Here is a 14,264-nt window from a genome sequence, read left to right on the forward strand (position 1 = left end):
TGGCTGGTTGTAGCCTGGGTTGAGCAGCGCGATACCCGGGGAATCGACCTGGGTATCGCTGCGCTCAACGCCAGGCTACGAGCCATGGCGATCTTCGGGAGTGCTAGTGCGCAGTTACGTTGAGGTTGAATGCTGTTGGTTGCCCGAGGGGTGATGCGCTGTTGCCGCCGAGATTTTCATGGCGGCTCAGGCGGCTGGCAGTCTTGTGCAGGTCGAGCACCAGCTGAGCCAGTGACTGAGCCGCCTGCAGTGTTTCGCTGGCGCTCTGGCTGCTGCGTTCGGCGGCCCCGGTGATCGCCTGGGCCTGGCCGTTGACTGCCTGCACCTGACTCAACTGCAGCTTCATTGCCGCGCTGATCTGGCCGAGGCGATCCTGCATGCCGGCCACTTCCTGTTCGATTCGCCCCAGTGCCTCGCTGGCCTCGCCCGAGCGCGCCACGCTGCTCTGCGCGGCTTGCTGGCAGCTGTGCATGGCCGTTTGAGTATCGAGGGTCTGCTGGCGAACACTGCCGAGCGTGGTGGCGATCTCCTGGGTGGCCTGTGCGGTGCGTCTGGCCAGGCCGCGAACCTCGTCGGCGACCACCGCGAAACCGCGACCACTGTCGCCGGCACGCGCCGCTTCGATGGCGGCATTGAGGGCCAGCAGGTTGGTCTGGTCGGCAATGCCGCGAATGGCCTCGCTGATGTGCTGGATTTGCTCGGTCTGCCGGCTCAGCGCTTCGAGGGCCTGGCTCGACTGCTCGATACGGCTGGCCAGCAGGGCCACTTCATCGGCATTGTGCTGCACCGCCCTTGCGCCGTGGCGGGTCAGGTTCAGGGCCTGGCGGGAGGCTTGCTCGCTGTCGTGAATATGCTGGGCGACTTCGCCGATGCTGTGATTGACGTCGAGCATCGCCCTTGCGGTGGACACCGCGGCGGCTTGGCCCTGGGCGGCGCACTGGCTAGCATTACTGGCGGTACCGCTCAGGCCGGTGGAGGTGCCCTGCAGGGCATTACCGGCCGTGACGATGCCCTGCATGGTGTGGTCCATCTTGTCGACGAAACTGTTCACCCAGCCGGCCAGGATGCCGGCCTCGTCGCTGGTGAAGCGTTCCAGCGCCAGGCGGTTGCTCAGCGGTGCGCCACATTCTGCGGTGTCCAGAAAGAAGTCCGATAGCGACTGTAGCGAGCGCGCCCGCGCGCGCAGGCTGAAGGCCCAGAAGGCCAGCAGCAGCCCGCCGGCGGCAGCGAAGGTCAGGGGCGCAGCGTGCTCGGGCAACTGCTGCGTCAGCCACCACTGCAGGCCACCCAGCAAGGCCAGGCCGGCCAGCAACTGGCTGGCCAGCGAGAAGCTCAGGCTGCGCTGGCGATAAACCTCTTCCAGGTCGCCTTCGCACATCAGCCCCCAGGTATCCGGTGAGCCCGGCATACGCAGGGTCAGCCCGGCGCCCACTACTGGTACGTGGCGATAATCCGGGTAGCCGGGGTAGAGCACGAACAGGTTGCTGCCATGGCGAATGGTTTCCCGCACACCCGGGTGCAGCTCGCCGGTGGCGGGGGCGGTGAAGCGCAGTTCGAATTCGGTGTGCTTGCGCACCTCTACCGTGCCGAACGGCGTTGGTATGCCCTGTTTCAGGTTGTCGCCACCGGTGAAGGCGTCGTCCTCGAAGCGCGATCGCGACAGTGCGGTGCCCTGGGCGATGGCAGGGTTGTAGGCGCTTTGCACCATGAACAGGTAGTTGTCGCCGGAATCACGATAGACGTGGCCGGCCTCGCGCTGGATCAGATCGCTCATCACGTCGTTGGGAATCCGCGCGCACAGGCAGCCGACCACCCGGCCGGCATGGCTCAGCGGCTGGTGGAACATCAGGGTGACGGCGTCGTGAAACTTCGAGGTGGTGGCGCCCAGTTGCAGGGTCAGCTCGTCGCTGTACGGGCCCAGCAGGAACGGAGCGCGCAGCCCGGCGGCCAGGGCCTGGGCATCGTAGCGGGCGCCCTGGCGCGGGGCATGGGTGGAGGCGACGATATGCCCGGTGGTGTCGACCACGAACAGTTCGGAGGCTTCGGGCATGTGGGCCAGGGCCCGTTGCAGGCTGCCGGGAGCGATGGCAGGCCAGGCTGAGGTCAGGCCGCTGCCCAGCACTTCGAGGGCCTGCCAGTGCTGCTGAGCCCAGTTGAGGAGCAGGTCGACGCGGGTCTGGGCCAGGCCGGCGAAGGTTTTTTCAACGCGGGGCATGTGCCGCGCATTGAGCAGGCAGGACCAGCGCATGGCCAGCTTACCCGCCTTGCCGAACCAGGGCAGCCAGCGACGTTCGCGGCCGTGAAAGTCCATCTTGTGGCTACGCAGTTGCATACAGACTCCGGCCATCGAACGATGGTCTACATATGCCCAATTTCGGCAAGAAATTGATGCAAAATATGAGCCGTTCGTCGGCCCGGAGCTTGCGTGTCTTTAGCCTTTCAGGCGGGTGCGGATCGCCTTCTCAATGCCGGCCGCGTCCAGGCCGCACTCGGCGAGCATCTGGTCGGGGCGGGCATGCTCGACGTAGTAGTCGGGCAGACCCAGGTGCAGCATCGGTTTGAGGGTGCCTTGGCCGGCGAGGAATTCGCTGACCGCGCTGCCGGCGCCGCCCATCACGCTGTTCTCCTCGATGGTCACCAGCAGATCGTGGCTGGCGGCCAGTTCGCTGACCAGCGCTTCGTCGAGGGGTTTGACGAAGCGCATGTCGACCACCGTGGCGTCCAGGGTTTCGCCGACGCGCAGAGCTTCGGCCAGCTGCACGCCGAACACCAGCAGAGCCACGCCCTTGCCCTGGCGACGCACCACACCCTTGCCGATCGGCAGTGGCGTGAGTTCGCGGTCGATGGGCGCATTGGGGCCACTGCCGCGCGGGTAGCGCACCGCCGCCGGGCCAGCGAACTGGTAGCCGGTGGTGAGCATGTGGTGCAGCTCGTTTTCATCGCTCGGCGTCATGATCAGCATGCCGGGAATGCAGCGCAGATAGGAAAGGTCGAAGCTGCCCGCGTGGGTCGGGCCGTCTTCGCCGACCAGGCCGGCGCGGTCGATGGCGAACAGCACGTCGAGGTTCTGCACCGCGACGTCGTGGATCAGCTGGTCGTAGGCGCGCTGCAGGAAGGTCGAATAGATCGCCACCACCGGCTTGGCGCCTTCGCAGGCCATGCCGGCTGCCAGGGTTACCGCGTGCTGTTCGGCGATGGCCACGTCGAAGTAGCGATCCGGGTGGCGTTCGCTGAAGGCGACCAGATCGGAGCCTTCCTTCATGGCAGGGGTGATGGCCATCAGGCTTTCGTCATGGGCGGCCATTTCGCACAGCCACTGGCCAAACACGCTGGAGTATTTCGGGCCGGACGGTTTCTTCACCTTGGCCGGCGCGTTGATCGGCTCCAGCTTGGTGATGGCGTGGTAGACGATCGGGTCGACTTCGGCGGGCGCGAAGCCCTTGCCCTTCTTGGTGACCACGTGGAGGAACTGCAGGCCCTCCAGATCGCGCATGTTGCGCAGGGTGGCCAATAGAGTCGGCAGGTCGTGGCCATCGATGGGGCCGATGTAGTTCCAGCCCAGCTCTTCGAACATGGTGCCCGAAACCAGCATGCCCTTGGCGTGCTCTTCGGTCTTGCGGGCGATTTCCCAGGCGCCGGGCAGCTTGGACAGCACTTTCTTGCTGCCCTCGCGCACGTTGGCGTAGGTGCGGCTGGAGAGAATCTTGGCCAGGTAGTTGGACAGGCCGCCGACGTTCTTGGAGATCGACATGTCGTTGTCGTTGAGCACCACGAGCATGTTGGCCTTCACGTCGGCCGCGTGGTTGAGTGCTTCGAAGGCCATGCCGGCGGTCAGCGCGCCGTCACCGATCACCGCCACCGATTTGCGTTTGCTGCCCTGGCGCTGGGCGGCGATGGCCATGCCCAATGCGGCGCTGATCGAGGTGCTGGAATGGCCGACGCCAAAGGTGTCGTACTCGCTTTCCGAACGACGCGGGAAGGCGGCGATGCCGTCCTTCTGGCGCAGGCTGCCCATGCGCTCGCGGCGGCCAGTGAGGATCTTGTGCGGGTAGGCCTGATGGCCGACGTCCCACACCAGGCGATCGTCTGGCGTGTCGAAGACGTAGTGCAGGGCGACGGTCAGTTCGATCACCCCGAGGCCGGCACCGAAATGCCCGCCGGTCTGGCCGACCGTGTAGAGCAGGTACTGGCGCAGTTCATCCGCCAGGGTCTCCAGCTCGGCCTCGCCAAGGCGGCGCAATTCATCCGGCGTGTTGGCGCGGTCGAGCAGCGGCGTCAGCGGGCGTTCGCGGGGAATCTCGTGGAAAGTCGTCGGCATCAGGCGAGTCGTTATAAGAATTCGAAAATAAGTGGAGCAGTCTACCTGATGCGATCACCTGTGCCCAAGGGAGGACTTGGGCGCGGTTGCCGCAGCAGCGATGTCAGATAGACAGCGTTTCAGTTGCGCCGTTCGACGATATAACGAGCCAGTTCGCGCAGTGGCTCGGCGGCTTCGTCGAAGGGCTGCAGGGCCTGCAGCGCCTGGTCGCGCAGCTCCAGAGCGTAGCTCTTGGCGGCGGCCATGCCGAGCAGCGCCGGGTAGGTCGGCTTGTCGTTCGCTTGGTCCTTGCCCTGGGTCTTGCCTAGCGTCGCGGTATCGCTTTCCACGTCGAGAATGTCGTCCTGCACCTGGAAGGCCAGGCCGACGGCGCGGGCGTAGATGCTCAGCGCAGCCAGGGTCTGTTCGTCGGCGCGGCCACTGGCCAGGGCTCCGAGGCGCACGGCGGCTTCGATCAGCGCGCCGGTCTTGTGGCGATGCATGACTTCCAGCGCCGGCTGCTGCAACTGATGGCCTACAGAGCCGAGGTCGATGGCCTGGCCACCGACCATGCCGGCCGGGCCTGCAGCCTGGGCCAGAGCCTGGAACATGCTCAGGCGAATCTCGGCGCTGTGCGGGTTGTGCCGGGTGTTGGCGAGCACGTCGAAAGCCAGGCTCTGCAGGCCATCGCCGGCGAGAATCGCGGTGGCTTCGTCAAAGGCGATATGGGTGGTCGGTTGACCGCGGCGCAGGTCGTCGTCGTCCATGGCCGGCAGGTCGTCATGCACCAGGGAATAGGCGTGGATCAGCTCTACCGCACAGGCCGCACCATCGGCCTGTTGCGCGCTGCCGCCGAGGGCTTCGCAGGCGGCATAGGCGAGCAGTGGGCGCACGCGCTTGCCGCCGTTGAACACGCTGTAGCGCATGGCGGCGTAGAGGCGTTCGAGTTCGGCGCGTGGCGCGGTGAACAGCGGCTCGAGGGCGGCGTCGACCTGCTTCTGGCAGCGCGTCTGGTAGGCGGCGATCATAGCGGCTCGTCCGTTTCGAACGGCGCCGCTTCCAGGGCGCCGTCGCGCTCCAGGAGGATCTGCACCTTCTGCTCGGCCTGGGTCAGGGCGGCCTGGCATTCGCGGGTCAGGCCGATGCCTTGTTCGAAGGCGCTCAGCGACTCCTCCAGCGACAGTTCGCCATTCTCCAGGCGCTCGACAATGGTTTGCAGTTCGGTGAGGGATTGCTCGAAGTCGAGCGCGGCTTTCTTGCGGGCCATGGTCAGCAGGTCTCAGGCGGGTTCGCGGTCGCCGCGACACTAGCAGAGGGCTCATTCGCGAGCAAATCAGCGCGGGTGGGCGATTTGTATGGATATACAGTATTCTTGCCCTTGTCCATTTCCTGCTGGCCCTAGCCGATGCGTCTGTTTCTCTGCGAAAAGCCCTCCCAAGCCAAAGACATCGCCAGCGTGCTCGGTGCCACGCGGCGCGGCGACGGCTGCTGGCTGGGCAGCGGCGTGACGGTGACCTGGTGCATCGGCCACCTGCTCGAAACGGCGCCGCCGGATGCCTACGACGCGCGCTTTAAACGCTGGGTACTGGACGACCTGCCCATCGTCCCGCAGCAGTGGAAGATGCGCATCAAGCCCAAGACCGCCGCCCAGTTCAAGGCTATCAAGCGCCTGCTCGGCGAGGCCAGCGAACTGGTGATCGCCACCGACGCCGACCGCGAAGGCGAGATGATCGCCCGCGAGCTGATTGAGCATTGCCGCTATCGTGGGCCGATCCAACGTTTGTGGCTGTCGGCGCTGGACGATGCCTCGATCCGCAAGGCCCTGGCGGCGCTCAAGCCGGGTGCCAGCACCTACAGCCTCTATCAGTCGGCGCTCGGTCGCTCGCGGGCCGACTGGCTGATCGGCATGAACATGAGCCGCCTGTTTACCCTGCTGGGGCGCAGGTCCGGTTATCAGGGCGTATTGCCGGTCGGCCGCGTGCAAACGCCGACCCTGCGCCTGGTGGTGGACCGCGACCGCAGCATCGCCGACTTCGTGCCGGTGCCGTTCTGGGCCATCGATGTCACCCTCGATGGCAATGGCACGCCGTTCACCGCTGGGTGGCGCGCGCCCCAGGACGACTGCGACGAGCAGGGCCGCTGCCTGAAACAGGAGGTGGCGCAGCGCGCCGCCGAGGCTATGCAGGGGGCCGAGCATGCCGTGCTCGAACAGCTCAAGACCGAGCGCATGCGCGAAGCGCCGCCGTTGCTGTTCGATCTCGGTACGCTGCAGCAGGTGTGTTCGAAGAGGCTCGGCCTCGGCGCCCAGGAAACCCTGGACATCGCCCAGAAACTCTACGAGACCGACAAGCTGATCACCTATCCGCGCAGCGATTGCGGCTACCTGCCGCTCAGCCAGCATGCCGAAGCGCCGGCCATTCTCGCCGCACTGGGGCAGGCCGATCCGGGCCTGCGCGAGGTGCTGTCGCATACCCAGGCGCAGCGCCGCTCGCGGGCCTGGAACGATGCCAAGGTCAGCGCGCACCACGGCATCATCCCGACTCTGGCAGCCGGCGGCCTGGCCCGCTTGAACGGCAGGCCGCGCGCGGTCTATGAATTGATCCGCGCCCGTTACCTGGCGCAGTTCCTGCCCAACCACGAATACGATCGCACCCAGGCGGATTTCGATTGCGCCGGCCACAGCCTGCGCGCTGTCGGCAAGCAGATCGTCGAGCCGGGCTGGAGACGTGCGCTGCCCGAAGCCCTGGCACCGAGCAAGGGCCGTGAGGCGCCTGCGCCCCAGGCCTTGCCCGCACTGCATGAAGGCCAGTCGTGCGCAGTGCGTGAGGTGACGCTCAAGGATCAATTCACCCAGCCGCCCAAGCCATTCACCGAGGGTGATCTGATCCAGGCGATGAAGAACGTTGCGCGGCTGGTCGAGGACCCGCGCCTCAAACAGAAGCTCAAGGACACCACCGGCATCGGCACCGAAGCCACCCGCGCCGGCATCATCCAGGGCCTGCTCGATCGCGGTTATCTGACTAAGCAGGGCAAGACCCTGGCCGCCACCTCGGCAGCCTTCGGGCTGATCGATGCGGTGCCCCGCGCCATCGCCGACCCCGGCACCACGGCGATCTGGGAGCAGGCGCTGGATATGGTGCAGAGCGGTGAGATGCCGCTGGAAGAGTTCGTCGCCAAGCAGTCGGCCTGGATGAGCAAGCAGATCGAGCGCTGCCGCGGGCTGCAACTGAACATCAGCGGTCCGCCGTCGGGCGGCAAGCCGGCGTGGAAGGGCAAGCGCAAGGGGGCCCCACGCAAGAGGGCTGCACCGGCCAAGCGTGCAGGTGCTGGCGCCGCAAGGGCCAAGTCGAAGTAAGCGACCGATGACTCCCACGCTCCGGCGTGGGAGTGCATGGCTTGGGCGCTCCGCGCCAGCTTTATGGTTGGTTGGGTCGCTTGATACTGGACGCGGAGCGTCCTCCGCTGGCGTTCCCACGCGGAGCGTGGGAACGATCTGATCAGAGGATCTCCCTCGCCGCCAGGCGCTGGACGGATGAAGCGTCGTCCACCCTACGGATGACGTTGAATGTAGGGGCGGGCGGGGACGCATAGTCCGGTAGGATGGGTGCAACCCATCAGATTTCGATGGGTTGCACCCATCCTACGGAGCTGATTAGGCAGGCGGTGGGCGGATTGTGGGAGCGGGCCATGCCCGCGATTCGCGCGCATGGCGCGCTCCTACAAAGGCAGTTCGTAGTTCGGTAGGATGGGTGAAACCCATCAATGTCCGATGGGTTTCACCCATCCTACGACTGTCCTTGTCTCCCTCTGCCATCGCCAGGCAGTGGTAGATGAAATGCCATTCGCCCTTACAGCTCAGCCGTGCTCTGGGCATCGGCAGGCCAATGTTCGCAATGCCACCCATCTGTTCGTTGCACGAGCAGAGTATTCCCAAATGTAAATTTTCCGTTACCATCCGGCCCCGTTGAATTTAACGAACGGGTTTCATTCGCCTGTGTGGCGGTGGATTTAATGCCGTTAGTGGCTGTCTCTACTGGGATTGCCACCTGCTGGTGGCGCTGGTTTCAGCGGCAAAAGCCGCGCTGAAAAGGGCCTGGTTTCGAGCGAGTTGTGGAGTAAAACGAACATTCAAATCGGTGCGCCGGCGTTTTTGCAGGCAGCACTGCGGCGGTAAATGGCTCGGCAGTCAGGGTTTTTGACGGAGCTTTCTCTGCTTCAACCGGATGGATTTCGGCAAGGAACTGTTGCCCGAGACCGGTTCGCCGGATCCGGAAACGCTCACATGGAATGCGATCACGCAGCGAAGCCTGCTGGCGCGCCGCCTGGCGGTATGCGCAGCGGCCTGGCTTCAACTGTTTCCAGCAAAATCAATAAGAGGTAGTCCTTCTATGGATGCAGTATCCGCCGAACAGGCAAAGCAGGAGCCTGAGAGCAAGCTCAGTGCGTCATTGAAGCCCCGGCACCTCACCATGATGTCGATCGCCGGCGTGATCGGCGGGGCGTTGTTCGTTGGCTCCGGTAGCGTGATCCACAGCGCCGGGCCGGCTGCGGTACTGGCCTATCTGGCAGGCGGCATCCTGGTCGTGCTGATCATGCGCATGCTGGGGGAAATGGCCACCTCGTCACCGGACACCGGTTCCTTCTCAACCTATGCCGAGCGCGCCATCGGCCGCTGGGCCGGCTTCACCATCGGCTGGTTGTACTGGTGGTTCTGGGTCATCCTCATGGCCTGGGAAGCGTACGTGGCGGGCACCATACTCAATGGCTGGTTCCCGGAGGTCAGCGTCAACGTCTTCGTGCTGGCCGCCACTTTGGTGCTGATCAGCATCAACTTCTTCAACGTCAAGAATTACGGCGAGTTCGAGTTCTGGTTCGCGCTGATCAAGGTGGTGGCGATCATCTGCTTCCTGGCAGTGTGCAGCCTGGCCGTGCTCAGCCTGTGGCCGATGGGCGAGACGCGCGGCTTCAGCAACCTGACCGCTCAGGGCTTCATGCCTAATGGTATCGAGTCGGTGGTGGTGGCCATCCTCGGCGTGATGTTCGCTTTCCTGGGCGCCGAGATCGTCACCATCGCCGCCTCGGAGGCGAAGGACCCAGCCAATCAGATCGTCAAGGCGACCAACTCGGTGGTCTGGCGCGTGTGCCTGTTCTATATCGGCTCGATCTTCCTGATCGTCTGCCTGGTGCCGTGGAATGACCCGATGATGGCGCAGTCCGGCTACGGTTCCTACCGCCGCACCCTGGAACTGCTGGGCATTCCCTACGCCGAGCTTGTGATGAACTTCGTGGTGCTGACCTCGGTGAGCAGCTGCATGATATCGGCGCACTACACCGCCTCGCGCATGCTGTTCTCGCTGTCTACCCGTGGCGACGCGCCGCGCTTCCTGAAGATCACCCGTACCGGGACCGGCGTGCCGGTGTTCGCGATCATCGCCTCCTGCTCGGTGGCCATCTTCGTGGCGCTGATCAACTTCAGTGAAACCCTGCGCCCGAAAGACGTGCTCGACACACTGATGAACACCACCGGCATGATCGCCCTTTTGGTGTACCTGGTGATCGCCTTCTCGCAGCTGCGCATGCGCCGCAAGCTGGAAGCCGAGGGCAAGGACATCCGCCTGAAAATGTGGCTGTTCCCCTGGCTGACCTACCTGGTGATCCTGTTCATCATCGGCTCCCTGGTGACCATGGCGTTCGTTGAGGAGTATCAGGTGCTGGTCATCTCCACCGGTGCGGCAGCGGCCGTGGTGGTTGCGTTGGGTGTACTGGTTCATAAACGGGCAGCGAAGAAGCTCGCGAACTGACCACAAACCGGCGATCGAAAAAAGGGGCGTACCTGCGAAGGCGCGCCCCTTTTTTGTTTCGGCCGAAAGGCCCTCAGTGTGAGTGCCGCGGCATGCCGCCGCTGCGCGCGATGATGCGCATGTGCAGGGTGGCCGGCTCCAGGCAGCCGCCGGTGGAGAGCTGGCCGACCAGCTGGCGGTACAGTTCCTGCCAGGGTGTTTGCGAGTTCGGGTAGCTGGGCTTCCAGGCGGCGCGGCGACGCTGCATCTCCTCGTCGTCGATCAGCAGGTTCACCGAGCGGGCGTTGAGGTCGACGCGCAGCACGTCGTTGGTCTGCAGCAGCGCCAGGCCGCCGCCGACCGCCGCTTCCGGCGACATGTTGAGGATCGACGGGCTGGCCGAGGTGCCGCTCTGCCGGCCATCGCCCAGGCAGGGCAGGGAGGTTACGCCCTGTTTGATCAGTGCCGCCGGTGGGTCCATGTTGACCACCTCGGCGCTGCCCGGATAACCCACCGGGCCGGCGCCACGTATAACCAGGATGCAGCGTTCGTCGATGTCCAGTGCCGGATCGTTGATGCGCGCGTGGTAGTCCTCGGGGCCCTCGAAGACGATGGCCCGCGCTTCGAAGCAGTTCTCCTTGCCAGGCTCGGCCAGGTAGGTCTTGCGGAAGGCTTCGCCGACCACCGACATCTTCATGATCGCGCTATCGAAGAAGTTGCCGCTGAGCACGATGAAACCGGCGCTGTGCTTGAGCGGCTCGTCGTAGGGCAGGATCACGTCGCGGTTGCCGGTCACTTTGTCGGCAACGATCTCGCCAATGCGCCGGCCGCTGACCGTCATGCAGCCCTCGTGCAGGCGCCCGGCCTTCTGCAGCTCGTGCATCACCGCCGGCACGCCGCCTGCGTGGTGGAAGCCCTCGCCCAGGTACTTGCCGGCCGGCATGCAGTTGACCAGCAGCGGCACGCTCTCGCCGATGCGCTGCCAGTCGTCGAGGCTCAGTTCGATGCCCATGTGCCGGGCGATGGCGATCAGGTGCGGCGGGCAGTTGCTCGAGGCGCCGAGGGCCGAGGCCACGGCGATTGCGTTCTCGAAGGCTTCGCGGGTCATGATCTGCGAAGGGCGCACGTCCTGCATCACCAGCTCGCAGATGCGCTTGCCGGTGGCATAGGCCATCTGCCCGCGTTCGCGGTAGGGCGCGGGAATGCTGGCGCAGCCGGTCAGCGACATGCCCAGTGCTTCGGCCAGGGCGTTCATCGACAGGGCCGTGCCCATGGTGTTGCAGTGGCCCACCGACGGCGAGGCGGCGGTGGTCATTTCCATGAAGCCTTCGTAGTCGATCTCGCCCGCGGCCATCAATTTGCGCGCGTGCCAGAGCACGGTGCCCGAGCCGATCAGCTCGCCCTTGTGGTGTCCGTCGAGCATCGGCCCGCCGGACAGCACGATGGCCGGCAGGTCGGTAGTGGCCGCGGCCATCAGGCAGGCCGGGGTGGTCTTGTCGCAGCCGGTGGTCAGCACCACGCCGTCGAGCGGGTAGCCATGCAGAATTTCCACCAGGCCCAGGTAGGCCAGGTTGCGATCCAGCGCGGCGGTGGGGCGGCGGCTCTGCTCGGCGATCGGGTGCACCGGAAATTCCATGGGAATGCCGCCGGCGTCGCGGATGCCGGCCTTGACCCGCTGGGCCAGCTCCAGATGATGGCGATTGCAGGGCGTCAGGTCGCTGCCAGTCTGGGCGATGCCGATGATCGGCCGGCCCGACTGCAGCTCGGCGCGGGTCAGCCCGTAGTTCATGTAGCGCTCGACGTAGAGGGCGGTCATGTCGGCGTGGTCGGGATCATCGAACCACTGCTGGCTGCGCAGGGGGCGTTTGGGGTCGGTCATGATTCGTTTCTCTTGTTCTTGAATGAGTCGCGTGGCGCTGGAATACGGCGAGGTTTAGCCCAGCAGGCCACGGGCGCTGAGGTTCTTGATCAGCGCGGTGATGCCAAAGGTCCAGGGGGCGGCCTTGTCGCTGGTGGTTACCTGGTTATGCAGGGCGCCGAGGCGCGGGCTGCTGATGCTCACGCGGTCGCCGATTTTATGGGTAAAGCCGCTGCCGGGGTGGTCGCGGTCCTCGGTGGGCGCGAACAGGGTGCCGAGAAACAGCAGGAAGCCGTCAGGGTACTGATGTGAGGCATTGAGTGTCTGGCTCGCCAGGTTCTGCGGGTCGCGGCTGATCTGGTCCATGGAGCTGGAACCGGTGAGCCGGTAGCCGTCGGTACCTTCAACCTGCAGCTCGACCACGCAGTTGCGCACTTTATCGAGGTCGAAGTGTTCGTCGAACAGGCGAATGAACGGGCCGATGGCGCAGGAGGCGTTGTTGTCCTTGGCCTTGCTGAGCAGCAGAGCGCTGCGGCCTTCCACGTCGCGCAGGTTGACGTCGTTGCCCAGGGTCGCACCGTGGACCTGCCCGCGGCTGTTGACCGCCAGCACCACCTCCGGCTCCGGGTTGTTCCACTGGGAAATCGGATGGATGCCGATCTCGCTGGCGCTGCCCACGGCGGCCAGAATCGGCGCCTTGGTAAAGATCTCCGCGTCCGGGCCGATGCCGACTTCCAGGTACTGCGACCACATGTTCTGCTCGATCAGCAGCTCCTTGAGGCGCATCGCCTGGGGCGAGCCGGGCTGCACGGCGCGCAGGTTGTCGCCGATGGCCTCACGCACGATGGCTCGTACGCTCTGCGCCTTGGCGGCGTCGCCAGCGGCTTTTTCCTCGATCACCCGCTCGATCATGCTGGCGGCGAAGGTCACCCCGGCGGCCTTGATCACCTGCAGGTCGGCGGGCGCCAGCAGATACGCCTGGCTTGGGTCGGCGTGGGCGCCGGTGTTGGCCAGCAGCGCCTCGATGCTGCCGACGAAGGTGCCGGGCGTGTCGCGCACCGCCTGCAGCGGATCATCGAGTTCCAGCAACTGGCTGAGGGTGGCGAAGCGGGCGGACAGATCGAACACGCCGTCGGCGCGCAGCACGATGGGTGAAGGGCCGGCGATGGCGCCGGGAACCCAGGCGCGGCCGATCAGCGTGGCCGTAGCAGCGTCGGTAGGCAGGGTGTTTTCAGGGGTCAGGCGGATCGACATGGCGATGAATTCCGGGGTGCATGAAAGCTGCACGCTAGGCGTCGATGTGGATAAACTCCAATGGCATATTTTCAATTATCAATAACCTGCCGTTATTGAATGCCTGGAGCTGCCCATGTCGGATCTGTCGTTCTCGAGCTTCTGCAACTGGCTGAAATTCCGCCACCTGACGCTCCTCGATACCCTGGGCCGCACCCGTAACATGCACCTGGCGGCGCAGCAGATGAACCTCAGCCAGCCAGCCTTGAGCAAGATGCTCAAGGAGATCGAGAGCCTGCTCGGCTTCGCCGTGTTCGAGCGCCTGCCGCGCAGCATGCAGCCCACGCCGCTGGGCGCCCAGGTGCTGCGTTACGCGCACCTGGCGCTCAATGACGCACGCACCTTCGTCGAGCAGATCAACAACCTCAGTGCCGGCGGCCATGGCCATCTCAAGGTCGGCGGCATCTTCGCCGCCACGGCGGTGGCGCTGCCCGAGGCCATCGTGCAGATCAAGCAGCGCTGGCCACTGCTGGCCATCGAAGTGGTGGAGCAGACCAGCGACCACCTGATGGAAATGTTGGAGGAGCGCAATCTGGACCTGGCCATCGGCCGCTTCACCGAACAGAGCCAGCAGCAGCGCTATGACTTCCAGCCTCTGGCGCCGGAGCCGTTCTGCATCGTGGTCAACAGTCGTCACCCGCTGTGCGAGGCCGGGCCCATGACCCTGGAGCAACTGGTGACCTGGCCGTGGATTCTCTACCCCAAGGGCACGCCGATCCGCGGGCGCATGGAAGAAGTGTTCGCCAAGGCCCGGGTGGAGGTGCCGCGCAACACCATCGAAACCATCTCCATGCAAACCTTCCTCAAGGTGCTGCAGGGCGGGCCGATGATCGGCATGCTGCCCGAGGCCATGGTGCTGGAGCACCTGGGCAGCGGTCTGCTCAAGAAACTCGATACGCCGTTCTACCTGATGCCTCAGGACTACGGGATTCTCACCCGCAAGGGCGATCAACTGCTGGGCCCGGCCCGGGAATTCGCTGACATCCTGCTCGCCAATGCGCAGCGCGAGCGTGACTGATTCGATAACGCAACGTTA

9 protein-coding genes are annotated in these 14,264 nt (G+C 65.1%); 3 read left to right on the top strand and 6 right to left on the bottom strand.

The window, feature by feature from the left end; translation table 11 throughout:
• Positions 1-103: 103 nt before the first annotated feature.
• The 4 genes from PVA39_RS04040 to PVA39_RS04055 form a co-directional block, all read right to left on the bottom strand.
• Positions 104-2,332, bottom strand: coding sequence for a methyl-accepting chemotaxis protein (locus tag PVA39_RS04040; RefSeq protein ID WP_274122932.1), 2,229 nt, complete (start codon positions 2,330-2,332; stop codon positions 104-106).
• 99 nt (positions 2,333-2,431) lie between these two features.
• Positions 2,432-4,318, bottom strand: a complete 1,887-nt coding sequence (gene dxs / locus PVA39_RS04045) for a 1-deoxy-D-xylulose-5-phosphate synthase (RefSeq protein WP_274122933.1) — start codon at positions 4,316-4,318, stop codon at positions 2,432-2,434.
• 119 nt (positions 4,319-4,437) lie between these two features.
• Positions 4,438-5,325 (bottom strand): (2E,6E)-farnesyl diphosphate synthase, encoded by an 888-nt coding sequence (gene ispA, locus PVA39_RS04050; RefSeq protein ID WP_274122934.1) that lies wholly within the window; start codon positions 5,323-5,325, stop codon positions 4,438-4,440.
• A complete protein-coding gene (locus PVA39_RS04055) occupies positions 5,322-5,564 on the bottom strand; it encodes an exodeoxyribonuclease VII small subunit (protein WP_013792851.1) in 243 nt (80 codons plus the stop codon). The genes ispA and PVA39_RS04055 overlap by 4 nt, the downstream gene beginning before the upstream one ends.
• A gap of 138 nt (positions 5,565-5,702) precedes the next feature.
• Here PVA39_RS04055 and PVA39_RS04060 point away from each other — a divergent pair, with 138 nt between their 5' ends.
• On the top strand, positions 5,703-7,652 hold the full coding sequence (locus tag PVA39_RS04060; RefSeq protein ID WP_274122935.1) for a DNA topoisomerase III: 1,950 nt from the start codon (positions 5,703-5,705) through the stop codon (positions 7,650-7,652).
• Positions 7,653-8,685: 1,033 nt separating this feature from the next.
• Positions 8,686-10,098, top strand: a complete 1,413-nt coding sequence (locus PVA39_RS04065) for an amino acid permease (protein ID WP_274122936.1) — start codon at positions 8,686-8,688, stop codon at positions 10,096-10,098.
• Positions 10,099-10,171: 73 nt separating this feature from the next.
• Here the strand turns inward: PVA39_RS04065 and PVA39_RS04070 are convergent, their stop codons facing one another.
• Together PVA39_RS04070 and PVA39_RS04075 are read right to left on the bottom strand one after the other, a co-directional pair.
• Positions 10,172-11,956 (bottom strand): IlvD/Edd family dehydratase, encoded by a 1,785-nt coding sequence (locus tag PVA39_RS04070; RefSeq protein WP_274122937.1) that lies wholly within the window; start codon positions 11,954-11,956, stop codon positions 10,172-10,174.
• Between the two features lie 54 nt (positions 11,957-12,010).
• Positions 12,011-13,189, bottom strand: coding sequence for a fumarylacetoacetate hydrolase family protein (locus PVA39_RS04075; protein WP_274123415.1), 1,179 nt, complete (start codon positions 13,187-13,189; stop codon positions 12,011-12,013).
• Positions 13,190-13,304: 115 nt separating this feature from the next.
• Here PVA39_RS04075 and PVA39_RS04080 point away from each other — a divergent pair, with 115 nt between their 5' ends.
• Positions 13,305-14,246: a LysR family transcriptional regulator gene (locus PVA39_RS04080; RefSeq protein ID WP_027909883.1), complete on the top strand. Its 942-nt coding sequence runs from the start codon at positions 13,305-13,307 to the stop codon at positions 14,244-14,246.
• Positions 14,247-14,264: the final 18 nt, after the last annotated feature.

Origin of the sequence: Pseudomonas sp. CNPSo 3701 (assembly GCF_028674975.1) — a bacterium.
Lineage (GTDB): Bacteria > Pseudomonadota > Gammaproteobacteria > Pseudomonadales > Pseudomonadaceae > Aquipseudomonas > Aquipseudomonas straminea.

Bases quoted from the DNA above. Each gene is read 5' to 3' on its own strand.
- PVA39_RS04065 (WP_274122936.1), top strand. From the start codon at position 8,686: ATGGATGCAGTATCCGCCGAACAGGCAAAGCAGGAGCCTGAGAGCAAG.
- PVA39_RS04075 (WP_274123415.1), bottom strand. From the start codon at position 13,189: ATGTCGATCCGCCTGACCCCTGAAAACACCCTGCCTACCGACGCTGCT.
- PVA39_RS04080 (WP_027909883.1), top strand. From the start codon at position 13,305: ATGTCGGATCTGTCGTTCTCGAGCTTCTGCAACTGGCTGAAATTCCGC.
- PVA39_RS04070 (WP_274122937.1), bottom strand. From the start codon at position 11,956: ATGACCGACCCCAAACGCCCCCTGCGCAGCCAGCAGTGGTTCGATGAT.
- ispA (WP_274122934.1), bottom strand. From the start codon at position 5,325: ATGATCGCCGCCTACCAGACGCGCTGCCAGAAGCAGGTCGACGCCGCC.
- PVA39_RS04040 (WP_274122932.1), bottom strand. From the start codon at position 2,332: ATGCAACTGCGTAGCCACAAGATGGACTTTCACGGCCGCGAACGTCGC.
- PVA39_RS04060 (WP_274122935.1), top strand. From the start codon at position 5,703: ATGCGTCTGTTTCTCTGCGAAAAGCCCTCCCAAGCCAAAGACATCGCC.
- dxs (WP_274122933.1), bottom strand. From the start codon at position 4,318: ATGCCGACGACTTTCCACGAGATTCCCCGCGAACGCCCGCTGACGCCG.
- PVA39_RS04055 (WP_013792851.1), bottom strand. From the start codon at position 5,564: ATGGCCCGCAAGAAAGCCGCGCTCGACTTCGAGCAATCCCTCACCGAA.